This window comes from Mycolicibacterium iranicum (assembly GCF_002101705.1).
GTDB lineage: Bacteria > Actinomycetota > Actinomycetes > Mycobacteriales > Mycobacteriaceae > Mycobacterium > Mycobacterium iranicum.
Map to the genome: position 1 here is coordinate 264,003 of NZ_LQPC01000019.1, position 22,502 is coordinate 286,504.

At 64.2% G+C, this 22,502-nt stretch carries 22 protein-coding genes; 12 read left to right on the plus strand and 10 right to left on the minus strand.

Features of this window, described 5'->3' with window-relative positions:
- Positions 1-87: 87 nt before the first annotated feature.
- Both AWC12_RS04885 and AWC12_RS04890 read left to right on the plus strand, forming a co-directional pair.
- Positions 88-1,542 carry an HNH endonuclease signature motif containing protein gene (locus tag AWC12_RS04885; protein ID WP_085172639.1) on the plus strand — a complete coding sequence of 485 codons (1,455 nt, stop codon included), beginning with the start codon at positions 88-90 and terminating at the stop codon, positions 1,540-1,542.
- 122 nt (positions 1,543-1,664) lie between these two features.
- A complete protein-coding gene (locus AWC12_RS04890; protein WP_133057305.1) occupies positions 1,665-2,972 on the plus strand; it encodes an ICP22 family protein in 1,308 nt (435 codons plus the stop codon).
- Between the two features lie 8 nt (positions 2,973-2,980).
- On the opposite strand, the gene AWC12_RS04895 is transcribed toward AWC12_RS04890, so the two are convergent.
- Positions 2,981-3,379 carry a nuclear transport factor 2 family protein gene (locus AWC12_RS04895; protein WP_085172643.1) on the minus strand — a complete coding sequence of 133 codons (399 nt, stop codon included), beginning with the start codon at positions 3,377-3,379 and terminating at the stop codon, positions 2,981-2,983.
- Between the two features lie 295 nt (positions 3,380-3,674).
- On the opposite strand from AWC12_RS04895, the gene AWC12_RS04900 reads away from it, so the two are divergent.
- From AWC12_RS04900 to AWC12_RS04910, 3 genes are all read left to right on the plus strand, one after another.
- On the plus strand, positions 3,675-4,151 hold the full coding sequence (locus AWC12_RS04900; RefSeq protein ID WP_085172645.1) for a DoxX family protein: 477 nt from the start codon (positions 3,675-3,677) through the stop codon (positions 4,149-4,151).
- A gap of 176 nt (positions 4,152-4,327) precedes the next feature.
- Complete coding sequence (locus tag AWC12_RS04905) at positions 4,328-4,579, plus strand: hypothetical protein (protein ID WP_110808564.1); 252 nt, start codon at positions 4,328-4,330, stop codon at positions 4,577-4,579.
- Positions 4,580-4,595: 16 nt separating this feature from the next.
- On the plus strand, positions 4,596-4,931 hold the full coding sequence (locus AWC12_RS04910; RefSeq protein WP_024445181.1) for a DUF8129 domain-containing protein: 336 nt from the start codon (positions 4,596-4,598) through the stop codon (positions 4,929-4,931).
- A 46-nt stretch (positions 4,932-4,977) separates the two neighbouring features.
- Here AWC12_RS04910 and AWC12_RS04915 read toward each other — a convergent pair whose 3' ends face one another.
- Positions 4,978-5,463 (minus strand): SRPBCC family protein, encoded by a 486-nt coding sequence (locus tag AWC12_RS04915; protein ID WP_085172647.1) that lies wholly within the window; start codon positions 5,461-5,463, stop codon positions 4,978-4,980.
- A 95-nt stretch (positions 5,464-5,558) separates the two neighbouring features.
- Here AWC12_RS04915 and AWC12_RS04920 point away from each other — a divergent pair, with 95 nt between their 5' ends.
- Positions 5,559-6,404, plus strand: coding sequence for a peptidoglycan recognition protein family protein (locus AWC12_RS04920; RefSeq protein ID WP_085172649.1), 846 nt, complete (start codon positions 5,559-5,561; stop codon positions 6,402-6,404).
- On the opposite strand, the gene AWC12_RS04925 is transcribed toward AWC12_RS04920, so the two are convergent.
- Positions 6,401-8,659: a molybdopterin-dependent oxidoreductase gene (locus AWC12_RS04925; protein WP_085172651.1), complete on the minus strand. Its 2,259-nt coding sequence runs from the start codon at positions 8,657-8,659 to the stop codon at positions 6,401-6,403. The genes AWC12_RS04920 and AWC12_RS04925 overlap by 4 nt on opposite strands.
- A gap of 84 nt (positions 8,660-8,743) precedes the next feature.
- On the opposite strand from AWC12_RS04925, the gene AWC12_RS04930 reads away from it, so the two are divergent.
- Positions 8,744-9,346, plus strand: a complete 603-nt coding sequence (locus AWC12_RS04930) for a TetR/AcrR family transcriptional regulator (RefSeq protein ID WP_024445185.1) — start codon at positions 8,744-8,746, stop codon at positions 9,344-9,346.
- Here the strand turns inward: AWC12_RS04930 and AWC12_RS04935 are convergent.
- Positions 9,343-10,332, minus strand: a complete 990-nt coding sequence (locus AWC12_RS04935; protein WP_085172653.1) for an SDR family NAD(P)-dependent oxidoreductase — start codon at positions 10,330-10,332, stop codon at positions 9,343-9,345. The genes AWC12_RS04930 and AWC12_RS04935 overlap by 4 nt on opposite strands.
- Positions 10,333-10,470: 138 nt before the next feature.
- Between AWC12_RS04935 and AWC12_RS04940 the strand changes: the two genes are divergently transcribed.
- The 4 genes from AWC12_RS04940 (at position 10,471) to AWC12_RS04955 (ending at position 14,480) form a co-directional block, all read left to right on the plus strand.
- A complete protein-coding gene (locus AWC12_RS04940) occupies positions 10,471-12,468 on the plus strand; it encodes a DUF7064 domain-containing protein (RefSeq protein ID WP_085172655.1) in 1,998 nt (665 codons plus the stop codon).
- Between the two features lie 150 nt (positions 12,469-12,618).
- Complete coding sequence (locus AWC12_RS04945; RefSeq protein ID WP_133057306.1) at positions 12,619-12,900, plus strand: hypothetical protein; 282 nt, start codon at positions 12,619-12,621, stop codon at positions 12,898-12,900.
- Between the two features lie 148 nt (positions 12,901-13,048).
- Positions 13,049-13,426, plus strand: a complete 378-nt coding sequence (locus AWC12_RS04950) for a hypothetical protein (RefSeq protein WP_085172659.1) — start codon at positions 13,049-13,051, stop codon at positions 13,424-13,426.
- 256 nt (positions 13,427-13,682) lie between these two features.
- The gene (locus AWC12_RS04955) at positions 13,683-14,480 is read left to right on the plus strand and encodes a lysophospholipid acyltransferase family protein (protein ID WP_085172661.1); all 798 of its coding nucleotides are present in this window, start codon (positions 13,683-13,685) and stop codon (positions 14,478-14,480) included.
- 2 nt (positions 14,481-14,482) lie between these two features.
- On the opposite strand, the gene AWC12_RS04960 is transcribed toward AWC12_RS04955, so the two are convergent.
- The 5 genes from AWC12_RS04960 to AWC12_RS04980 all read right to left on the minus strand — a co-directional run bounded on the left by AWC12_RS04960 (position 14,483) and on the right by AWC12_RS04980 (position 20,176).
- Positions 14,483-15,898, minus strand: a complete 1,416-nt coding sequence (locus AWC12_RS04960) for a WS/DGAT/MGAT family O-acyltransferase (RefSeq protein WP_085172663.1) — start codon at positions 15,896-15,898, stop codon at positions 14,483-14,485.
- Between the two features lie 27 nt (positions 15,899-15,925).
- Positions 15,926-17,089 carry an NDMA-dependent alcohol dehydrogenase gene (locus AWC12_RS04965; protein ID WP_085172735.1) on the minus strand — a complete coding sequence of 388 codons (1,164 nt, stop codon included), beginning with the start codon at positions 17,087-17,089 and terminating at the stop codon, positions 15,926-15,928.
- On the minus strand, positions 17,086-18,558 hold the full coding sequence (locus AWC12_RS04970; RefSeq protein WP_085172665.1) for an aldehyde dehydrogenase family protein: 1,473 nt from the start codon (positions 18,556-18,558) through the stop codon (positions 17,086-17,088). Before AWC12_RS04970 ends, AWC12_RS04965 begins: the two co-directional genes overlap by 4 nt.
- On the minus strand, positions 18,552-19,340 hold the full coding sequence (locus AWC12_RS04975; RefSeq protein ID WP_085172667.1) for an SDR family oxidoreductase: 789 nt from the start codon (positions 19,338-19,340) through the stop codon (positions 18,552-18,554). The genes AWC12_RS04970 and AWC12_RS04975 overlap by 7 nt, the downstream gene beginning before the upstream one ends.
- A 203-nt stretch (positions 19,341-19,543) precedes the next feature.
- On the minus strand, positions 19,544-20,176 hold the full coding sequence (locus tag AWC12_RS04980) for a TetR/AcrR family transcriptional regulator (protein ID WP_085172669.1): 633 nt from the start codon (positions 20,174-20,176) through the stop codon (positions 19,544-19,546).
- Positions 20,177-20,215: 39 nt separating this feature from the next.
- Between AWC12_RS04980 and AWC12_RS04985 the strand changes: the two genes are divergently transcribed.
- A complete protein-coding gene (locus AWC12_RS04985) occupies positions 20,216-21,361 on the plus strand; it encodes an ABC transporter substrate-binding protein (RefSeq protein WP_085172670.1) in 1,146 nt (381 codons plus the stop codon).
- Here the strand turns inward: AWC12_RS04985 and AWC12_RS04990 are convergent.
- On the minus strand, positions 21,353-22,426 hold the full coding sequence (locus tag AWC12_RS04990; protein WP_085172672.1) for an NAD(P)H-dependent amine dehydrogenase family protein: 1,074 nt from the start codon (positions 22,424-22,426) through the stop codon (positions 21,353-21,355). The two genes, AWC12_RS04985 and AWC12_RS04990, sit on opposite strands and share 9 nt — an antisense overlap.
- Between the last annotated feature and the right edge of the window lie 76 nt (positions 22,427-22,502).

The window sequence follows — 22,502 nt, forward strand, 5'->3', positions numbered from 1 at the left end:
GGTCTCTTGACTTTCTTCTGCCACTTGGGTTTCGGTGGTCACCTCCATGGCCGATATTTGTCGGTGGTTCGAACTAGAGTTCGATACATGGATGTGGTGTCGGAGGCAGTGGCGGTGATGGGCGAGCAGATCGCCATCCTGTCGAAGGCCTGCGACGAGTTGTCCCATCGGGAGTTGATTCGGCTGATGGCCGAGGTGAACGCGGTCATGCGCAGCGTGCCGGCCGTCGAGCATCGGGCGCTGGGGCGGCTGGTGGCTGAGACCGAGCCGCATCATCTCGGGGAGGCGTCATGGAAGAAGGTCCTGACGACGGCGTTGCGGGTATCGGGTCGCGAGGCGGCCCGGCGGCTCGTGCGGGCCAAGACGTTGGGACCGCGCCGCGCTGTGGGCGGAGAGCCGTTGGCGCCGCTCTGGGAAGCCACCGCAACCGCCCAAGCCCAAGGGTTGCTCGATGATGAGCACGTGAGCGTGATTGCGACGTTTCACAAGAATCTGCCGACATGGGTTGATGCCGGGACCCGGGAGCAGGCCGATGCCGAATTGGCCCGCCAGGGTGCGGGATTGGATCCAGAGAATTTGGCGGCGGTCGCGCGGTATCTGTTGGCCAAGATCGATCAGGATGGGCCTGCGCCCTCGGATCAAGAGCGGATCCGCAAGCGGGGTTTGCGGATCGGGGCTCAACAAGCTGATGGCTATAGTCGGGTTAGTGGGTGGATGACCGCCAAGTGTCGGGCGGCGTGGGATGCGATCCTGGCCAAAGAGGCCGCGCCCGGGCGCAACATCCCCGATGCTGAACGCGACGGCAGCGGAAATGCCGACAAGGTCACATATACCGGTGGATCCGCCGACACGTCGGACGCCACCACTCAGTCGCAGGATCACGACCCTCGGCCCGAACCGCGCGGATCTGACCCGCGGACCCAGGAGCAGCGCAACCACGACGCCCTCGAAGCGGTGGCGTTCCGGGCGCTGGAATCTGGTGATCTGGGCAGCCACAATGGGTTGCCGGTCACCGTCGTCGTCTCGACCACGCTTCAAGAACTGGAGAGGGGCGCAGGGGTAGCGGTGACCGGCGGCGGTTCGCTGCTGCCGATGCGCGATCTGATCGGCATGGCGGCCAAAGCGTTTCATTACCTATACGTGTTCGACAAGCACACCGAACAGTCGCTATATCTGGGTCGGGCCAAGCGGTTGGCCAACGCTGCACAGCGGCTTGTGTTGCACGGCAAAGAACGGGGCTGCACCCGCCCCGGCTGTAGCACCTCCGGCTACCTGGCGCAGGTTCATCACGCGGTCGCGGACTGGAAAGACGACGGGCAGACCAACATCGATCAGCTGACTTTCGCCTGCCCCGCCGATCACCGAATGCTCGACAAGACCGGTTGGCGCACCCGCAAGAACACCAAAGGACAGACGGAATGGCTGCCACCGCCGGATCTCGACACCGGCCAACACCGCGTCAATGGTTATCACCACCCCGAACGCTATCTGCTCCCCGCAGACGAGGACCTCCCTGCAGACGAAGACGGCGACGAGCCATAGTCAGACTCGCCGCGTCGAGTGCTACCACCAATCAAGCTGCGGCGGTTCCAAGCTGATCTTGAATCCGCCCCATGGTGATCTTCGGGCGAGTAAATTTATGCGCGACCAGTGGGAGGTGGGGCATGGGGGCCAACTTTATGCGCCGAGTCTTTGCGGCGGGCTTGGCGACGGTCACAGTGGGCGCATCGGCCTTGTCGATGCCGCCCACGACGGCAGGCCAGGATCGCGAGAACACCTCCGCGACAACGGCATTGTCGTTGGCCGCGCTGTCGTCCCCGCTGATACCGACCTCGTCGGCCCCCATTGATCTCGGTGCTCTGGAACCTCAGGTACGTGAGTTTCTGGAATCCAGCAGCATCAACAGTGCCATCAAGAACATCTACAACGCTGTCGAGCCATGGGTCTATTGGGGTTTCGAGGTAGCCCAATATGTAGTCGGCTGGATCCCCGTCGCCGGTTACTTCGCGCCTCAGATCACCATTCTGTACAACTTCGGCGAGCAGATCGTTCAAAGCGTCGTCTTCAACCTCGACGATTGGATCTTCGGCCCGCTGCCGTTTTTCGACGGTCTGCGCAACGTCATCTCCGATACCTGGGATGCGGGCTGGAATCTGCTTTACAACGAGCTGGCGTGGTTGCTTCCTCCGTTGCCTCCGCTGCCGCCTATCCCGCCGTGCCCGTCGTGGTTGTGTGGAAGCGCTGTCGCGGAGGCGACGCTTACGGCGGTGCCTGAGGCTGATATAGCCCAGCGCCATGGTGATTCACTGGCTGAGTTGCTGAAGTTCCAGGCCGATGCTGCCAAGGACCTGGCGCAGTCTGTGGGCGAAGCCTTGGCGCTGTTCACCAAGGATCTGCTGACCACCGGCGGCCAGGCAGTCGCCGATCTCTTCCAGCACGGGCTGGTCACCGCTGCGGTCAACGCGCTCACAGCCACTTGGGAGTCGATCGTTGTTCGAGGTGGACAGGCAGCCGATGGTTTCGCTGAATACTTGGACGCGCAGCGTGACTACTTCGGCGGAGGTTCGGTGACCGATGAGGACACCCCTTCAGCAGACAGCCGCGATTCTGCAGAGCAGGCCGTGCCGACGGCCGACGAAGACGGGGATTCTGCTGTCGCCGTGGGTGTTTCGTCGGATACGAACAACGACGGTGCGCCTGCGGGCGACACGCCACCCGCCGAGGGTCTGTACGAGGAATCCGAAATGGGGGAGCAGCCAAACGACGCGGACAGCCCCGGTGCGGCGGCCGACGAGACAGCTGAACCGGCACCCGACCTCGCCGACGAAATCACCGAACCGGCACTCGACCCCGCCGACGAGGAAACGGAGCAGGACGCGACCGAAGCGCCCTCACCTGCCGACGCCGACGAAGCAGCAGGCGAGGACGCAGCGGATATTGACACCGCGGATTCGGGCGACACCGAATCGTGATCTGCGGGTCAGCTGCTGCGCTCCGCCGCCTCCTGCTGAATACGTTCGAATTGTGCGCCCATCGCCTCGGCCAGCGCGGTGGCCGCTGACAGTGGTCGCACCATCACGACGAAGTCGTCGATCAGTCCGTCATCGTCGATATGCAGGAAATCGCAGCCGGTGACCTTCTTTCCCGACACAGTGGCTTCGAATACCAGGGCGTGGTCGCGACCATTGCTGTCGGCGATCTCGCGCACATAGTGGAAGTCCTCGAACACCCGCATCACGCCGCGCAGGATTGCTGCGGTGATCGGCTTGCCCGGATACGGCTTGAATGCCACAGGGCTGGTGAACACAACATCGTCCGCCAAGAGCGCTTCGATCGCAGCCTCGTCACGCGCCTCGACGGCCTGTCTGAATGCATGCATGGCACACCTCGTCTCGACTGTCAGTCCAGGCGCCGTCGCCTGGCTGCTGCACAGACGGTACCTCTTCGTACCGCGGCTATCGCAGCAGGCTCGGTCGAGGGGGCTTCGATGTGCGCCCGAAAGAGTGGCGATGCCGTGTCTGTGATCCGATGCGGGCACCTGTGGTCAACTGCAGTGATCCACGTAATGCATTGCCGCATTGACTCTTACGGCAATTTTCTGTGGCGGTGAGCTTGGCAATCTGCGCCGTGAACGTAAGCCCCCGTTCCATGTCCCGGTCACCTAGCGTGGCGCTATGACACGTAATGCAGCGACTCCCGCGATCGATGCATCGTGGGGTCTGTTCATCTTCCGCGTTGTCGTCGGCTTGTTGTTCACCGTGCACGGAACGGTAAAGATCTTCGGCGTGCCTGCCGACGCCGGCAAGGTCGCCGAGTTCGGGGCATGGCCGTCGTGGTGGGCGGGCCTCATCGAGTTGATAGCAGGACTGCTCGTGATGTCCGGGTTGTTCACTCGCGCAGCGGCTTTCCTCGCGTCGGGCACGATGGCCGTCGCATACTTCTGGATGCATCAACCCGCGGGACTGCTTCCCATTCAGAATGACGGCGAGACGGCAGCGCTGTACAGCTTTGCCTTCTTGCTGCTGGTCTTCACTGGCGGGGGAGCATGGGCGCTGGACAACGTTCGCATCCGGCGGCGGTCCTCCGACGCTCGACCGACCGGAGAAGTGAAAGGTCCCGCCTCCGCAGGCGCGGGCGTGCCGGGCGGCTGACTCGGTGGGCCCGTGGCCAGTAGCCGTGGTCATCCGGCTGGTACGCCGTGGGCGCTGATCGGTTTAGCGATGGCCACTTCGGCTATGTCTCGGGTGAACCGCGCAGTGAGGAGACCGACGTGAGCACAGACGATGCTGGTGGCACCACGACCAACGACGTGGGTGGAGCCGACGACATGCTGAGCCCCATGGAAGCCACCGATTCCGACGAGGTCCACAATGCTGACGGCGACGAGGTCGTGGATGCGCCCGATGACTGGACCGGTGCGGACAAATTCGGCATGTCCGCGGAGGAAGAGCGTCAGGGCGAAACCCTCGACCAGCGTCTCGCTGAAGAAGAGCCTGATGTCACGGTCAACGAGATCGACCCCCATCCCGCGGGCGGCGCGCCGGAGGACGGCGACTCGCTGTTCCCAGTAGTCGAGTGAAGAGAGGCGCGAAGCGATGACCGAGTCCAGTGACCTCCCTTTGACCGACTACGACCAATTGACCCTCGGTGATCTGCGGCACCGCGTGCGGTCCCTCGATGCCGAACAGTTGGATGCGGTGCTCACCTACGAGGCCGGGCACGCCGCCAGGGTTCCCGTGCTGGAAGTCCTCGAAGCGAGAGCCCGCGAGCTCGACAGCGGAGCGACACCCTCACCGGGGGATCCGCGACGGGCGCCGGGCGTGGAGCCGACGCCGGGCGGATCGCCGGTGCAGGAGTCCACCGCGGCAGAAACGAACACGCCTCTGCGCCATGGTGTCGCGAACCAGACACCGAACCGCGGTCTTCCGTGATTCTGGTGTAAGCCAAGCAGAGCCTCAGGCCTGTGACGACCGCGGCTTATCCCGTGTCAGTCTGCTCGGAGGTGCGGCGCTCGGCGATCGCGGCCAGCCGCCACGTGGTCTCCCGGTTGCGAGGGAAGACCCCGGCTAAGGCGACGGAATCGGGCAGCCACTTCATCGGCGCTGACACAGGTACCTCTGCCATCTCGATGACGCACCCCCCACCGTCGGCGTCGTGCAATCGGAGCGTGATTCGCGCTTTGCCGAAGGGGCGCCCGTTGGCGATCAGCACGAGTTCTTCTTCGGGAGTGCATGATTCGACGACAGTGCTGTCGTTGATGACCGCAGGCCACACCCCGATCGAGTGGTGAATGGTGCTTCCGGGCTGCGGCCAGTCGGGATCTACCGCCCGCATCCGGCTGTTGCCGACCACCCACTGGGAGTAGGTCCAGCCGTCGGCCAGCACCTCCCATACCTGGTGTCTCGACGCGGCGGTCTCGCGTCGCACAATCGGTGAGCTGGTGATTTCGTCAGGTTCGGCCACTCGATTCGGCTACCCGGCCGCGCCGCGTACAAACACGGGAAGCCGTCGCCGCCCGATAAATGCAAAAGGGCGGGCCGTCGTGTTTTCATGGGGGCATGCCACAGCCCGTCCGGTGGCGCGGCGACCCCGTCTGGCTGGCCGACGTCCTACGTGCCGAGGGCCTTGACGTCGTCGAATTTGCAGGTTGGCGCGATCGGGGCCACGGCGACTTCAAAGACATCCGCGGCGTGATGGCACACCACACGGGCTCCGACACCGCGAGCGCAGCGTCGATCGCTTACGGTCGTCCAGACCTTGCCGGGCCTCTCTCCCAGCTGCACATCGCGCGCAGCGGCACCGTGACGGTCGTCGCCGCCGGGGTGGCCTGGCACGCCGGCGTCGGAATGTATCCGTGGCTGCCCGCCAACATGGGCAATTGGCACACGATCGGCATCGAGTGTGCCAACTCGGGCACCAATCCTTCTGCGCCGCACCGACGTAACTGGCCGGATGCGCAGTACTTCGCCCTGGTCGGCAGCTGCGCGGCAATCTGTCGCAGGCTCGGACAACCGGCCGCGCGCACGATCGGCCACAAGGAGTATGCAGGTCGAGCGCAGGGCAAATGGGACCCCGGCGCCATCGATATGGATCGTCTGCGAAGCGACATCGCCGAGCAGATCGGCGTTGTACCTGGCGCATCGTCGCCGCGCCCGCCGGTTCCCGTCGGTGAATACACCGATGTCCTGCTCTATCGAGGCTCGCGAGGGGCACAGGTCGCCGAGTTGCAGCGGCGGCTCAAGCGTGCCTATGCCGCCTACGCGGGTGACCTGGCGATCGACGGCATCTTCGGACCCGAGACCGAAGCGGCGGTACGCGAATTCCAACGTCGGACAAAGGGATTGAGGGTGGACGGAATCGTCGGTCCGGCTACTGCGGCGGCGCTTCGATTGCAGCTTGTCTAGCTTACGGCAGTGACCTCGACCGGGATGCCGTTGAGTGCGCCGTTACCGGACGGCTCGTCGAGGAAATCCGGCGGCGACAGGACGTTGGTGTTGACCCCCGGCGAAGCGTTGGCGATGGTGAGTCGGGTTCCGGGCTTGCCGTGGCCCCATCCATGCGGCATCGACACCACACCGGGTTTGATGGCCTCGGTGAGTTCGAGAGGCACCTTGATGCACCCGCCGGCCGACCGGACGGCCACCAGGTCGCCGTCGCTCAGATCCCGGCGCGCCGCGTCGTCTTTGTGCATCAGCAGCGTGCATCGGTCCCGGCCTTTCATCAGCGGCCCGACGTTGTGCAGCCAGGAGTTGTTGGAGCGCAAGTGCCGTCGGCTCACGAGCACCAGATCGTCGGGCTCGCGGATGATGCGGCGTGCCAGCCGGGGCAGATCGTCGAGCAGGTACGCCGGCGGGAGCCGTATCTTTCCGTCCGATGTGCCGAGAACCTCGGGTATCCGCGGCACCATGGGACCGTAGTTGATGCCGTTTGGCGCGGCCTTGAGCTTCTCCAGCGTCAGTCCGCCGGGGTTCTGCCCGTAGCGGTCGCCGAAGGGGCCGGTGCGCAAGGTCAGATCCAGTGTGCGCTCGGGTCCGCCCGTCAGATCGGTTCCGGCGTAGTGCGCCCGGATCTCGGCGCCGTCGAGACCCTGGGTGAAGCACATGTAGTCGAAGAAACCGTCATCGATCGCCGCGACGTCGACGTCTTCGGCGGGCGTGCCCGTGCACAACCCGGTCAGGCGGATCAAGATCTCCCATTCGTCGGGCGCGTCCGGGTCGGGTTTGGCGAACACAGGCGGTGAATAGTTCGCGATGCTGTTGATCGCGAAGTTGAGGATCAGGTCGTCATGGTGGGGCTGCTCGAGAGGCGAGCAACCCGGCAGGATGACGTCGGCGTGTCTCGTTGTCTCGTTGAGCCACAGGTCGATCGAGATCATGGCCGCCAGGCTGGGCAGCGCCTCATCGAGCTTGTGCCCGGCAGGCGTGGACAGCACGGGATTGCCGGCCACGGTGATCAGCGCCTTGATCTGTCCTTCGCCCGGGGTGGCGATCTCCTCGGCCAAGCACGACACCGGTACCTGACCGAGAACCTCCTTCGCGCCGCGCACCCGCGTGCGGTAGCGGCCGAATACCGGTGCGCCGTCCTCAAGTCCGGGGAGTGGTTGCAGCGTGATCGACCAGGCGGCCGGGGTGGGGAACATCGACCCACCCGGCACGTCGAAGTGACCCGTGAGAATGTTCACGACATCGACCAGCCAGCTCGCGAGGCTGCCGAACTCCTGGTTACACGTGCCGATGCGCCCGTACACGACGGCGCGCGGCGTGCCTGCCAGCTCACGCGCCAGCGCCCGGATCCGTTCGGCGCCGACGCCGGTCGCATCGGCTACGCGCTCGGGCGACCAGTCGGCCACGACGTCGCGCACCACGTCGACGCCGTCGAGGTGTGGTTCCAGCCCGCCGAGGTTCACCAGGCCCTCGTCGAACAGAGTGTGCGAAATGGCAAGCAGCAGAGCGGCGTCGGTGCCCGGGGTGATCGGTAACCACTCGTCGGCGCGATCGGCGGTCGCGGTCTTCACGGGGTCGATGACGATGACCCTCCCGCGCTTGCGGATTGCGCCGATCAGTCCCATCACGTCGGGCGCGGCGAGCAGCGACCCCTGCGATGCGGCCGGGTTGGCGCCCATCACCACCAGAAGATCCGTGCGCTCGATGTCGGGGACGGGGAAGCTCCACCAGCCGCCGTACATCAGATGAGAGGAAAGGTTTTTCGGCCACTGATCGACGGTGCCGGGGGAGTAGGTGACCGGCATCCCTGACAAGCCGAGAAGGATGCCGCTGTAGCGGGCCAGTGAGAACGAATGCGCCAGAGGGTTGCCCGTGTAGGCGGTCACCGCGCTGATCCCGTACTCGGCGATGACGGGTTGGAGTAGTTCGGTGCAGCGACGAAATGCGGTGTCCCAATCGACTTCGTGCCATTCGCCGTCAACCTTGATCATGGGACGGCGGATACGATCCGGATCTTCGTGGAGCTCGCCGAGCGACGCGCCTTTCGGACAGATGTGTCCGTGGCTCCATGCGTCGTCCTTGTTGGGACGGATCCCTGCGACGTGTCCGTCCTCCACTCTGATCTCAAGGCCGCACATCGCCTCGCAGAGCGGGCACGTGTACAGGTGTAGGCCGTCCTCGCCCACCGCCGCCAGCTGCCTGGTGTTTTCTGTCATCTGACCACCTTGCAGTTACTCGCTGTATCGACAATTTGCTATGCCACACTGTAACGACGGTTTGCGAAGAAGGGAACGGCATCGGTGAACAATGCAGGCCAGGCGTCGCCGGCCCGCAGACACCACGGATCGCGTCGCGATCCGGCGATCAACGACGCCGTTCTCGAAGCCACCCGCAAGCTGTTGGTGACGCGCGGATACTCGGCCACCTCTATCGACTTGATCGCCGCTACCGCGAAGGTGAGTCGTCCGGCCATCTACCGGCGCTGGCGCTCAAAGGCCCACCTCGTCCACGAGGCCGCGTTCCCCGATCTGGGCCCGACGCCGTGTGAGGATGACATCGTCGCCGAGATCACCCGATTGTGTCACGGGGCGTTGGTCATGTACGGCGATCCTGTTGTCCGCGAAGCGGTTCCAGGCCTGCTGCACGATCTGAGGTTGGAGCCTGCCATGCGCAAGCTCATCAATGACCGGCTAGAGGCGGCCGCGCGGCGCCGGTTGGCCGACCAACTGACCAACGGGGTCGAGGACGGTACTGTACGCCCCTCGGTCGATGCGGACACCGTCATGGATGTTGTCGCCGGCGCTGCCTGGTACGCGGTGTGTGTCCGCAAGGTGACCGACGTCGAGACCGCCGCGCGTCAACTCACCGATCTCGTGCTGCGGGGTGTGCTCACCGGCTCCTAGAGTCGGCCGACCTGGCGTAAACCCTCCAGCGTGTCGGCGATCGTCTCCGCTGGATCGCGCTGAGTGAGACCGAAATCGCGCTGGCTCGGCGCGTCGTCGGAGGCGGGCATCTGCGTGTAGTACTGCATCGCCGCCGAATTGATCGGCGTCTCGAACGGCATGAACGGACCGACCACGTCGAGTAGTCGGCCGGCGCTGCGCAGCGCTACATCGGGGACGGGGATGACGACCAACGTCTGTCCGGCAGCGCTACCGATCATCGACGCCAACTCCGCCACCGGAACCCGGCGGCCGCCGGCCATGTAGCGACGCGGTCCGCGGCCAGGCTCGAGCAGCGCGACGTGCAGCTGCGCCAGGTCGCGGACGTCGATGACGATCCACGCCGCGCTGCGGCCCGGCACACTGTGCATTTTCACCGCGGCCTCCACACCTTCGGCGGCTTCACCGAACTGGTCACCGGCTGGCGGACCCAGCACCATGCCGGGGTAGGTGATGTTAACGGGGGCGCCGCCGTCCTGGAGGCCGCGCGCGTAGGCCTCTACGGCCGCCTTCGACCTGCCGTAGCCGTCGCTGCCGCCCACAACAGGCAGATCAGCATGGAGGACGTCGAGATCCGGGCGGAACAACGCCGTGAAGCTCGAGACATGAACGATGGGGTCGATGCCTGCGTGCGCGGCACCGCCGAGGATGTTGCGGGCTCCCTCGAGGTTGGTGTGCAGCATCTCGTCGGCACGATCCGGATCAGTGGACACCATTGCCGCGCAATGGATGACGGCGTCGCATCCATCGAGCGCGGTACGGGTCGCCTCGCCGTCGGCGATGTCGCCGACCACGTAGTCACTGATGTCTGCGCCGATCTCGGCGGCGCTGGTCGTGAGGCGGTCCGGGTTGCGGACCAGGAATCGGACCTGGTGTCCGGCGTCCTGGGTCGCCTTCGCCGTCCACGCGCCGACGAAACCTGTGCCGCCGGTAATCAGTACCTTCATGTGCCCTCCGCTCGACGCCGAGACGCAGGCTACCCGCAGCGGGCCGTGTCGACACCCCGGTCCGAGGCGAGTTGACGGCTGTCAAGTATTTCCGCCGATGTGACTGTAAGCCGCGGTCGCCTGCTATACGTTGGCCGGGTGTGCCCTTCGACGCGTCCACAGTTGATTGAACGTCCCACCGATCTGACCGCTGATTGGCTGACCGAGGCGATCGGCCAGGGGGCCGTCGCGGATTTCACCGTCGACCGCATCGGGACGGGGCAGATGAGTGAGTGCTACCGCATCACACCCCGCTATGCCGACGGCGAATCCGGTCCCAGTTCGGTCGTGCTGAAGGTCGCCGCGGCTGATCCGAGCAGTCGGCAGACCGGCCTGGCGATGGGACTCTACGAGCGAGAGGTGAGCTTCTACGCCGACGTCGCGCCGGGCCTGGGTGGGCCCGTCGCTCCCTGCTATCACTGCGCCTATGATCCCGATACCGGTGCCTTCGACATCCTGCTCGCCGATGCGGCGCCAGCCACCGTGGGCGACGAAATCCGCGGCGCGACAATAGAAGAGGCCATATTGGTGATGAGCCAGCTCGGCCTCGTGCACGGGCCGCTGCTGGGGGAGCGGGCGCCGGGGAACGCGTCGTCACTCGACCGGGATTCTCCGGTGAACCAGGGACTGATCACCGCCTTGTACGCCGGCTACATCGAGCGGTATCGCGAGCAGATCACTCCCGAACATCGGCACGTGTGCGAGCGGCTCGTCGAGTCGTTCGATGCCTATATGGCCGCCGAGAACGAGGCCGGGCGGCAGCGCGGCCTGATCCATGGCGATTTCAGGCTCGACAACATGCTCTTCGGTCAGGCGGGTGCGGATCGCCCGTTGACCGTCGTGGACTGGCAGACCGTCACATGGGGTCCGGCCTTCACCGACGTCGCCTACTTCCTCGGCGGTTCGTTGCCGGTCGAGCGGCGTCGCGACCACTACGACGCATTGCTCGCCGCCTACCACGAGGCGCTGGGGCCCGACTCTGGTGTCACGGTCGACGACGTTCGCGACGGGGTCCGTCACCAAAGCTTCTTCGGGGTGCTCATGGCGATCGTGTCGCCGATGCTCGTCGCACGTACCGACCGCGGCGACGAGATGTTCATGGCGATGATCTCGCGACATTGCCAGCATGTCCTTGACACCGATGCCCTGGCGGTTCTGCCTGCTGCCACTACGCCGGAACCGTTGCAGCCCAAAGCCGATGACGAATACCGCCACGAAGCCACCGACGAGCCGCTGTGGAGTGAAAGTTGGTACTTCGACTTCGCTGATCCGGCACAGGGCGTCGGCGGCTGGATCCGGCTCGGCCTGATCCCCAATCGGGGGCACGCCTGGATCAATGCGCTCGTGTGCGGCCCCGGCCTGTCGACGATCGCTGTCCTGGACTTCGCGGCTCCGCTGCCCGCCGACCACACGCGGGTCCGGACCGACGGAATCGAGTTGAATCAAGATGTGGCCGAGCCACTGCGGACGTATCGGGTGTCCCTGCGCGGGCGCGGCCAGGCCCACGACGTCCCCGCGCAGCTTCTCCAGGAGGAGACGGGCAGACCCGTCGAACTCGTCCTTGACCTGACGTGGTCGAGCGTCGGCCAGCCCTACCAGTACCGCGTCTCGCCACGCTACGAGATTCCCTGCACGGTATCGGGAACGGTGAGCGCAGACGGTCGCACCTACACGTTCACCGATGTCGACGGGCAACGTGACCACTCTTGGGCGTCGCGCGACTGGTGGGGAATGGACTGGGTGTGGAGTGCCTTTCACCTCGAGGACGGCACCCACATCCACGGGGTCGAGATCAGGATTCCCGGTATGGCACCGCTGTCGGCCGGCTACATTCAGCGGGCCGGTGACCAGCTCGTCGAATTGTCCACGGTGACAGCGCAGACGACGTTTGGTGGCGACGGGCTGCCGGTATCGGCTGAATTGCACTATGCCCCAGGCGATATTGCTGCGACTATCAATGTCCAAGGACACGCGCCGGTCTTGTTGAATGCCACCGACGGTCGTGTGAGCCGTTTTCCGCGAGCGTGGGGCACCGTCACCACTGTCGACCGCCGAACCGGCGTGGGTTGGATCGAGTGGAACCGCAGTCAGTCCTGAGCAGTCGATAGGCCGCCAGCGTATGGCCAGCAATGACACAGCGAACTCCCAGTGACTTGTCCGGGCGCCGCAGCGGGTGCCGTGGTTACTGTTAGCCCACAGTTGTCGGCTTCGGTCACGGTCCCGATATCGCTGGCGAAAGGATCGATCATGGCGCGCACGCGACGGATTCTGACTGCACTGTCCTTGGCAGGGGGGAGCGCAGTGATGGCGTTCGCTCCGCTTGCGCACGCCGCCTCGCCAGAAGGGTTGGCGGGGACGCCGATCGGCGAGATCTACACGCTCGTGGGCGAGGGGTACGACGTTCAGATGCACTGGGATGCCGGGCAACCCGCAGACGTGCCGTTGGCGCTGTGCACGGTGACCGGGGTCGACGAATCGGCGAAGCCGACCGCGACGATCTCGGTGAGCTGCCCCGCCAAGGTCTCGTAGCAAGGTCTGGCCTCGCCCGAAACCCCAGCGCAAATAGCGACGCCTCGCTACCATTCCCAAACTTGGGATCGGTAGTGCACAGGTCGGGGTGTACTTCCGTTCGATGACGCCGCACACGGTGCGGCGTACCAGTTGAAGGGAAGTACGTATGCGCGTCAAGGATGTGGTCGCCGTGACCATGATGACTGCGGGCCTCACCACTGCTGGCCTGGGCCTGGCGGCCGGCAGCGCGCAAGCGCTGCCGTCCGAGCCGCACACATGGTGCCCCGGGCAGTCGATGTACCCGCCGTCAGGGCCCGGGGCCAATTACGTCTGGGACATGAACGTGTGCCACACCTGGCAGTACGCCAAGGGCGGAATGGGCAACGTCGGAGTCAGGGTTCCGTCGGGCTATGACCCGGTGACCTATCAGCCGACGGGCTGGACCGTCGAACCTAACGGCAACGTCTGGGACGGTCCGAATATGCCGCCGGATGCGGCATTCGAATGCGGCATGGGCTTGTTCGGCGTGCCCATCCGTTGCTAGCGGCAAATCCAGCCGCGGGGACGAACCGATGGGTACAGCCGCGATTGTCGCGGCCGTGGTTGCAGCGATAGTCGCGGGGCAGCTTGTCGTGATGCGGGTCGTGTTTCCGCGCCGACACTCTTTCTCTTGGTCGGCATCTCCTACGGGTGGGCCACGGTGGCGGCTCGCCATCGAAGAACCTCCGATATTGAAATTTGCAAATAGGCGTTCTCCTCGCGCAGACTGGAGTGGGCAACCTCCAGTTCAAGGGACGGTAATGGATAGCGTGAGCACGGCCGAGATAGCTCGATGGGATCCACAGTTCACTGAGCAGGCCATGCGGTGGGTGCGGTTGTTTCTGAAGGCATATCACCGGGCCGAAGCCAGCGGTCTGGAAAGCTTTCCCGACGGCGGGGTTTTGGTGGTGTCGAATCATTCCGGTGGTCTGTTCGCACTCGATGTACCCGTTCTGGCTGCCGCCTTCTACGAGCGGTTCGGTTACACGCGGCCCATCTTCACCCTCAGTCACGACATGCTGGTCACTGGTGCAGTCGGACGACTGCTCTCGCGTGCCGGCTTCATCTCCGCAACACATGAAAGTGCCGCCGCTGCATTGGGTTCCGGAGGCATCGTAGTCGTCTTCCCCGGCGGCGATTACGATGCCTATCGGCCGACCTCGGCCCGCAACACCATCGACTTCGGCGGCCGCACCGGCTACGTCAGGGCGGCAATCGCCTCCAAGGTACCCATTGTTCCGATGGTGTCTATCGGCGGGCAGGAGAACCAGATCTACCTGACCAGGGGCGCGGGTTTGGCACGTGCGCTGCGGGTGGACAAGCTGATGCGGGTAAAGATTGTGCCGATCTCTCTGGGAGCGCCGTTCGGCTTGTCGGTACTGCCCGTCAACGTGCCGCTTCCCACCAAGATCGTCACGAAAGTCCTGCCTCCCATCGATATTCAGGAGACCTTCGGTTCAGAACCGGACATCGCCGAGGTCGACGAGCACGTTCGTAAGGTGATGCAGGCGGCGCTCGACGAGCTGGCCGCCGCGCGACGGTTCCCGGTCCTGGGATGAGCTCAGGGAGCCATGACTCCTTCGGGCACGACAAGTTGCGGTGAAAGTTTCGCCGCACGCCGTACCGCGACGAAATCATCGATCATGGCCTCGGTGAGGTCATGGGGGTCTCCAGCTGTGAGCCCGTCTGACAGTACCGAGATGCTGATTTGGTCGACGTAACTCCAGACAGTGATGTTGAGGCCGCTGCCGACTGTGAGCGGGCCCACCGAATAGAGTTCGGAGACGATCCGCCCGTTGACGCGTCCTCGCTCACGCGGACCCATGACATTCGAGATCGGCAGCGTGAAGATCTTGTTGCGGCTGTCGCGGTTGCCGAGGTACCTGAATAGCGCCTCAGCCGGTGCCGGTGGCAGGTACTCAGACCATCGACAGATCAGTTCCGGTCCGAGCAGCTGGTGGTTCTCCTTGGCAGTTCTTGCCGCAGCACTTGCGGCTCTCATCCGCTCGACCGGGTCGGCGATATCGCTGGGCAACGGCACGAGCATGCCGCTGAACCGGTTGCCGTAGAGGCGGTCTGACGCAGTGTCGAAACTCACTGGGACGGAGGCCAGTAGCGGGTCGTCGGCGTTGTTGTCGTGACGCAGGCGCAGCGTCCGCAGGCCGCCCGCCGAAATTCCCAGAACGAGATCGTTGATTGTCAAACCCAGTGCGGATGCGGTCTGCTTGACATCAGACAACGACAACGTCGCGGTAGCGAAACGCCGTGTCGCATCGAGCTTATGGTTGATGAACGACGGTGGCGGTGTGAACGGCCACGCGAGCTCGGGAGACAGGACGCGGTTGCTTGCGCGCACGCGCCGAATCCCGTCGGCGGTGTATCGCACGGTCGACGGAATCCGAGAGATCTGCCTGAAGTGGTCCCGCAACGCCGATCCCACGAGTCGGGTGGCCGGCGGGACAGGTTCGGCGCGGTATCCGTCGGGATCGTCGTCATTGCCCAGCCGTAGGTCCATACCCTTGGCCAGCAGATTCGCGGCTGCGACGCCGTCGGCGAGGGCGTGGTGGATCTTGCCGACCACAGCGACTCGGTTGCCCGCCAAGCCTTCCAGTAGGTAGAGCTCCCAGAGCGGTCGTGTGCGATCCAGCGGTGTACCGGCAATCTCACCCACGGCCTCGTCGAGCTGCCGGCGGCCGCCGGGTGCGGCGACCCGGACGGATCGCACGTGGTAGTCGAGGTCGATTCGCGCGTTCTCGCGCCACATCGGATGGTGAAACCGCAACGGGATGTCGACGAGCTCGAAGCGAAACGGGTCGAGTTTGTACAGTCTTCCGGCGACCACGTGCCGGAACTCCTCGATCCCGTAATGCTCGCCAATACCCTCGAGGTCGATGATCGCGACCTTGAGCGTATGCATGTGAACAGTCGGCGTTTCGGAGTAGAGCATCGACGCGTCCCACCCGCTGAGTCGGATCACAATCCCCCTGTCGCCCGATCGCCGTCGCTATTCGAACGCGATGACTCCGCGGATATTGTTGCCTGCCCGAAGATCTCGCATCGCCTCGTTGATGTCGTCCAGTTTGTACTTCTGAGTGATCAGCTCATCGAGCTTGAGGGTGCCGGCCTCGTACATCGACAACAGCTTGGGCATCGCATCCCGTGGATTCATCTCCCCGTACAGCACTCCTTTGAGTGTCTTACAGGAACTGACCATATCGGGTAGAACCAGCGGCACCATCATGTCGCTGACCTTCGCCATCCCGGTGATCACACAGGTACCGCCCTTGCGCAGCATCATCATCGCGACGAACACCATGTCTGTGGGCACGACGCCAGGAGTGAGCACCACGCGATCGGCCATCACACCCCAGGTGATCTCCTTGACGAGGTCCACGGCGCTCGCTGCATCGGCGACGGTGTGGGTGGCGCCGAACGTCGGCGCGATTTGGCGTTTGAACTCGTTGGGGTCGACAGCGACGATGTGTTTCGCACCGGACGCCTTCGCCCCCTGCACCGCGTTCATGCCGATGCCGCCGACGCCGATCACAACGACGGTGTCGCCGGGTTGGGTACCGGCCGCCACCGATCCAGAGCCGAACCCCGTCGTGACACCACAGGACACCAGAGATGCCGCTTCCAGCGGAATCCAGTCGTTGATTCTCACCAGTGAACGTTCTGATGCGACCACATACTCGGAGAACGTCCCTACCTGCATCATGGCCATGAGGTCTTCGTTTCCGAGGTGACGCCGCCGGGTACCGTCGGTGGTCATCGCCTTGCTGTAGATATCCGCCCCGACATCGCAGAGGTAGGTGTGACCGGTCGCGCACCAGCGGCAGTTCCCACACGCCGGGAAAAACGAGACGGCAACGTGATCACCGGGTTTGAGCGTTTTGACCTCGGGTCCGACCTCCTCGACGATTCCAGACCCCTCGTGACCTCCGAGCATCGGAAACCACTCAGGCACAGGAACACCGGAGGCCCGCATCAGGTCTTCCATGTCTTTACTCGGAACGCTGTCACCGGTGTAGAAGTGCTCGTCGGAGTGGCAGATGCCGGCATAGGCCATCTTGACCAGCACTTCGCCGGCGTGGGGCGGATCCAGGTCGATGTCGGTGACTTCCCAGTCGATGCCTACGCCGCGCAACACTGCGGCCCGGGATTTCATGACGCGGGCCACCCCACAGTCTTGGTTTCGGTGAAGATCTCGAGTCCTTCGAGGCCGCACTGGCGACCGATTCCCGATTGCTTGTAGCCGCCGAACGGAGCGTCGGCGCCGTACCACAATCCGCCGTTGATACCGAGCGTGCCGGTACGAATGCGGCTGGCGACACCCTTGGCGCGTTCCAGGTCGTTGGCGAACACGACGCCAGAGAGCCCGTAGATGGAATCGTTGGCGATGCGCACCGCGTCGTCGTCGTCGTCGAAACCGATGACGGACAGCACAGGTCCGAAGATCTCTTCCTGCGCAATGGTCATGCCGTTGTCGACGTCGGCGAAGACGGTGGGTTCGACAAAGTAGCCCTTGGGCAGATGCTTGGGGATCCTGCCTCCGGTGACGAGCCGGGCACCTTCCTGCTTGCCCTTCTCTATGTATCCCATGACGCGGTCTTGCTGCCGCTTGGATACCTGCGGACCTTGCAGTACCGAAGCGTCGGTGGGGTCCCCGTACTTGTTCTTCTCCATGGCGACTTTCACGATCTCGACAGCCTCCTCGTACCGGGAGTTCGGTACGAGGAGCCGGGTCGGCATCGCACATCCCTGCCCGGCGTGCATCGAGATGAATGCGCTCCCGCCCACCGAAGCCTTCATATCGCCGTCGTCTTCCAGGACGAGGTAGACCGATTTGCCGCCCAGCTCCAGGAAGGTCGGTTTCACGGTCTCGGCTGCGGCCGCCATCACACGGCGTCCGGTTGCCGTCGAGCCGGTGAACGCCACCATGTCGACCAGGGGAGAGGTCGAGAGCACCTCCCCGACAAGGTGATCGGAGGAGGTGACGATATTGATGACGCCAGGGGGTATGTCTGTCTGCTCCGCGATGATCCGGCCGATCCGGGTGGCGTTCCAGGGCGTGTCCGGTGCGGGCTTGAGGACACACGTGTTGCCCATGGCCAGGATCGGCCCGATCTTGTTGAGGATGATCTCGAACGGGAAGTTCCATGGCGCGATGACGCCGACGACACCGATAGGCTCTTTCCACACCTCGCGTGCGGCCATGGTGCCCATGCCGAATGCATCTTTGTCGGGAAGCGAACGCTTCCAGGGAAACTGGTCGATCATGTCGGCCGGCCAGCTCAGCGCCTCTTTGAGCGGAACGTCGAGTTGGGGACCGAACGTGCTCAGCAATGGGCATCCGACCTCGGCGATCAACTCGCGGCGCAGGTCCTCCTTCTCTGCCTCGAGCGCGGCTTGCAGTTGCCGCAGGCCCGCTGCTCTGGCCGCACCATTGCGCGACCAGTCGGTGTGGTCGAATGCGTGCCGTGCCGCCGCCACCGCGCGCTCCATGTCGGCGCGCGTCCCGTCGGCCGTGCCGCCCATCACCTCTTCGGTGGCGGGGTTGACGTTGTCGAACTGCCGGCCCGTCTCGGAGTCGACGAGCTTGCCGTCGATCAGCATGCGGGATTCATGGTTCACCATTTGCGAAGCTCTTTCACCGAGTCGGAGGCGCGGGGGGCCAGGGTCAGGTAGGGGATGAAACTGCTTTTACCGCAGCCGATCACGGACTCCACGACGTCGGTGAGGTGGTCGACGTCGACGAGACCGCCGAGCATGTAGCGGTTGTCCATCCAGAATCTGATTGCGGATTCGAGCGCGTCGGGGTCCCAGCCCTTGTTGAACTCCGTCTGGGCGTCGCCCTTGCCGCCCAGGCTGTCGCCGACGGCCAGGCGGGTGAAACCGATGTTCGGATGCTCGATGCGCCACGCCTCGACCAATTTGTCGAGCGCAGCCTTTGTGACGGCGTACGACCCGAGTAGCGGCCATGGCGTCGAGTACGACGCGCTGAGCGAGGAGAGGTACACGGCTGACCCTTGGGATTGCGCCAGATGTGGTGCGGCGGCCGCGGTGACCAGCGAGGCGCCCGTGACGTTGGTGGCGAACAACTGCGCCCACTGTTCTGCCGTGACATCGGTCAGCGGCGAGAGAACACCCATGCCTGTCGTGTAGACGAGTGCGTCGAGGCCCCCGAGGCCGGCAACAACTTCCGCGATGGACTGTTGGCAGCCTCCACCGTCGGTGACATCGCAGGCAACGGCGAGAGCGCCGTTGCCCGCTTCCTTGGCGGCCTCGACGAGCCGGTCGTATCGGCGTGCAAGCAGAGCGACGTGTGCGCCCTTTTGGGCCAGGCCCACTCCGATGCATCGTCCGAGTCCTGCGGACGCGCCAATGACCGCAACCTTGCGGCCCGTGATGTCAGACATCGCGCCCGGCCCGGAGGGGTCCGAGGGTGCTCGGTGCGACGAGGTGATCGTCGGCGCGGGCGAGGATCGAGGGGTGGGGCTGCATGTGTCTCCTTGCACAGAGGTCGAGAGTGACGCTACCAGTAAGTTAGAGGAACTGTATGCAAATGTGTAAATGACTATTTCCAGTAATTAGACGCGCGTCGTCACGTGCATTGAAAAGCCTATTGAGGCAACGAATTTAACGCCTGCGAGGCGAAGCTCAGCAGCATCCGATCAAGGATTCTGGCTGCGCGTTTGCGGGCGGCTATCGGGTCGTCGGCGTGCGCCACGAGGAGGGCGGCCTCCTCTAACGCCGCGACGATCATGTGTGTCAGTTCGCCCACCGGTTGCTCGTCGATGGCGCCCTCGGCGATGGCTTCGCGAATGACCTCGTCGATCATGGCGAAACTGTCGTTCAGCTGAATAGCGCGTAGTGTCTGCCAACCCAGCACCACGGGCCCGTCGAGCAGCATCACTCTCTGGACTTCGGGGTCTAGTGCGGCTTCGAGAAATCCGTGCAGGCCCCGGGTGAGGCGCTCCCACGCATGCGCACCTCTCGGCGGGGCCGCAATGGAGCGCAGCGTGAGGTCGTGCTCGACTTCCTCGAAGACCGCCCGAAAGAGCTCTGCCTTGTCTTTGAAGTGGTGGTAGAAGGCTCCGCGAGTCCCCACGCCGGACGCCGAGACTAGATCGCCGATGCTGGTGTCGAAAAAGCCTTGCTCCACAAAAAGAGAACGACCTGCGTCGATAAGGTCGCGCCGAGTCTGGTCTCCCCGTGCTCGACGCTCATCGTCAGTGCCACCGCGCTTGGCCATGAGTGCATCGTATCAACATTCATATTGTATGTTGCGGGTATGGCAGACGACGACGTTCGCGCATACGGCTCAGTGGCGCCCCTGAAAGTGGGCCTGCTCAATGACTATCCAACGAAAGGCGACACCGACAACGACACCGTGGCTGCTCTGAAGCTGGTTATCGCCGATGCTTTGGCATCGGGCCTGATCGATCGCCCGGTCGAACTGGTCCAGCGCAATGTGGTCGGACTTCCCAATGGGACATACAAGGCTGTAGAGCATGCGTTCGACGAGCTGATCGAAGAAGGCTGCCTCGCCATCTTCGGACCGTGGGTGTCCGACAACGTCGTTCCGCTACGCCCGCACGTCGACGCCACGGCGCAGGCGCCGATCATCACGCTCTCGGGATCCGAGGGCGCACTCGGCGAATGGTGTTTTGCCCTCAACAACGGTTCGATGGCCGAGGAGCCGGTGATGCTGGCCGCGGTCATGATCGGTGACGGGCGATCACGCATCGCCATCGCCTACGAGTCGTCTCTGATTGGCAAGGAATACCTGTCCTTCGCGGAGAAAGCCTATTCGACAGCGGGCCTCACGGTGGTCTCGACGGTGGCGATTCCGCAGGTTGAAGCCGACAAAGCGCAAGCGGTCGAGCTGTTGCGCGCTGCAGAGCCGGACGCGCTGGTCCACGTCGGATTCGGGCACGGGCTGTGGGGGTTCTCGGACGCGCTACTGGCCGCAGGATGGGATCCGCCGCGATACACCACCACCGCGTTCGAGATGGCGCACATCAGCGCGGAATGGATGAGGCACCTCTCAGGTTGGATCGGCCTCGACAGCTACGACGAGCGCAACGCCGTCGGCCAGGAGTTCCTTGATCGCTTCGAGTCGGAGTACGGAAGGCGTCCCGGACACTCGATGCCTGGTCTCGCCCGCGACGCGGCCACCGTGATCGTGCGGGCACTGTCTATGGCCCGCCCGCTAACAGGGGAGGGTGTCAAGAACGGCATCGAACAGGTGAAACTCATTCCCTCGGCCAGCGGGGCGCCCGGAACGTTCCTGCGGTTCGGTCGCTGCATCCGACAGGGTTGGTTGGGCTCTGACTATCTGATCGCCCGCCGCATTGCACCGGACGGCTCGGCCCATGTCTTCCATGCCGCCCCGAGTGAGAACATCGCGCGCGCCGTCAGTGCGGGCTCACGCTAGCTGGATCGCGCCGAACACAGGCGCGGTGACAATGCCGGGTGGCTCGGCGAGCACATAGGGAATCGCGCGGACGGCGCCCATGGCGATCATCAGGTGCCCGGGCATCGCGTGTGTGCCGTCCGAATGGCCGTCCTCAGGCCCGACGTCGAGTTGCAGTTCAAAGCTCGGATTGCCGGCGATGACGGCGCGGATCAGCGGTGCGCGGTCGCCCGGCGCAAGAGGTTTGAGCCCCCACTGCGGCAAATCCCGAGTCAAAACCCACTCCTCGTGAATCGCCAGCAACGGTCTACCGGACCAGTGACCAACCCACGAGAAGCGCTGTCCCACTACCGTTCCCGCCTGAATTGTGCCGGCCTTGACCTTGATGTCGTGAGGCAGCGTAGTCGCGTCGACGGCGATATCGATGTGCGAAAGAGTCACGCCGAGCACATCGGCGGTCGCGTTGAGCGCCTGGCGGTAGGCCATGTCGAGCTTGGCGATGATCGGCGAGTTGACAGAGACGTCCTCGGGTGGCCTGCCCATGCCCATCAGGTCCACGAGCATCGGCCTGCTGTCGACAGCGGAGACATCGGTGGCCTCGTAGAGATCGATGCGATCGATGCTCTTGCTGAGCCCGGTCACCGTCGCGACGAGCCGCTCGAACATGAAGCCCGGATTCTCGCCGGCGGCGTGGAAACGCGATCCGCCGCGGCGGCACGCCTCGACGAAGGCGGCGTGGGTGGCTTCTCCGTACGTCGGCAGGTGGTTGTACGACGTGGTGGAGATGACGTTGATGCCGGCCGCGAGGAGTCGGCAAATGTCCTCTGCATTGGTTTCTACGGCGTGAGCCTTACTGGCGGTGTGAACGACCACATCAGGCTTGCGCGCAATGATCTCGTCTTTCGAAGCAGTCGCATGGACGCCTGTTGGCGACGCTAAGCCGCATAGCTCGGCCGCGTCTCTGTTCGCCTTCGCCGGATCGTAGACCAACACGCCGACAAGTTGAAAATCAGGATTCTCGATGAGCTCGCGGAGAGCGGCCCGGCCGACGGCACCTGTTGCCCATTGAGCTACGCGAGTCGTCAATCGAATTCTCCTGGTTGCGCTTTCGCGATATTCCGTCTGATGACGGCTTTCAAGCTACATGATGGAAGTTCCAACC

Excerpts from the sequence above, each read along its gene's own strand:
- AWC12_RS04935 (WP_085172653.1), bottom strand. The coding sequence starts at position 10,332 with ATGAAGGTACTGATTACCGGCGGCACAGGTTTCGTCGGCGCGTGGACG.
- AWC12_RS04890 (WP_133057305.1), top strand. The coding sequence starts at position 1,665 with ATGGGGGCCAACTTTATGCGCCGAGTCTTTGCGGCGGGCTTGGCGACG.
- AWC12_RS04970 (WP_085172665.1), bottom strand. The coding sequence starts at position 18,558 with ATGGTGAACCATGAATCCCGCATGCTGATCGACGGCAAGCTCGTCGAC.
- AWC12_RS04965 (WP_085172735.1), bottom strand. The coding sequence starts at position 17,089 with ATGAAATCCCGGGCCGCAGTGTTGCGCGGCGTAGGCATCGACTGGGAA.
- AWC12_RS04900 (WP_085172645.1), top strand. The coding sequence starts at position 3,675 with ATGACACGTAATGCAGCGACTCCCGCGATCGATGCATCGTGGGGTCTG.
- AWC12_RS04910 (WP_024445181.1), top strand. The coding sequence starts at position 4,596 with ATGACCGAGTCCAGTGACCTCCCTTTGACCGACTACGACCAATTGACC.
- AWC12_RS04920 (WP_085172649.1), top strand. The coding sequence starts at position 5,559 with ATGCCACAGCCCGTCCGGTGGCGCGGCGACCCCGTCTGGCTGGCCGAC.
- AWC12_RS04980 (WP_085172669.1), bottom strand. The coding sequence starts at position 20,176 with ATGGCCAAGCGCGGTGGCACTGACGATGAGCGTCGAGCACGGGGAGAC.
- AWC12_RS04925 (WP_085172651.1), bottom strand. The coding sequence starts at position 8,659 with ATGACAGAAAACACCAGGCAGCTGGCGGCGGTGGGCGAGGACGGCCTA.
- AWC12_RS04975 (WP_085172667.1), bottom strand. The coding sequence starts at position 19,340 with ATGTCTGACATCACGGGCCGCAAGGTTGCGGTCATTGGCGCGTCCGCA.
- AWC12_RS04905 (WP_110808564.1), top strand. The coding sequence starts at position 4,328 with ATGCTGAGCCCCATGGAAGCCACCGATTCCGACGAGGTCCACAATGCT.
- AWC12_RS04985 (WP_085172670.1), top strand. The coding sequence starts at position 20,216 with ATGGCAGACGACGACGTTCGCGCATACGGCTCAGTGGCGCCCCTGAAA.
- AWC12_RS04885 (WP_085172639.1), top strand. The coding sequence starts at position 88 with ATGGATGTGGTGTCGGAGGCAGTGGCGGTGATGGGCGAGCAGATCGCC.
- AWC12_RS04945 (WP_133057306.1), top strand. The coding sequence starts at position 12,619 with ATGGCGCGCACGCGACGGATTCTGACTGCACTGTCCTTGGCAGGGGGG.
- AWC12_RS04950 (WP_085172659.1), top strand. The coding sequence starts at position 13,049 with ATGCGCGTCAAGGATGTGGTCGCCGTGACCATGATGACTGCGGGCCTC.
- AWC12_RS04895 (WP_085172643.1), bottom strand. The coding sequence starts at position 3,379 with ATGCATGCATTCAGACAGGCCGTCGAGGCGCGTGACGAGGCTGCGATC.
- AWC12_RS04955 (WP_085172661.1), top strand. The coding sequence starts at position 13,683 with ATGGATAGCGTGAGCACGGCCGAGATAGCTCGATGGGATCCACAGTTC.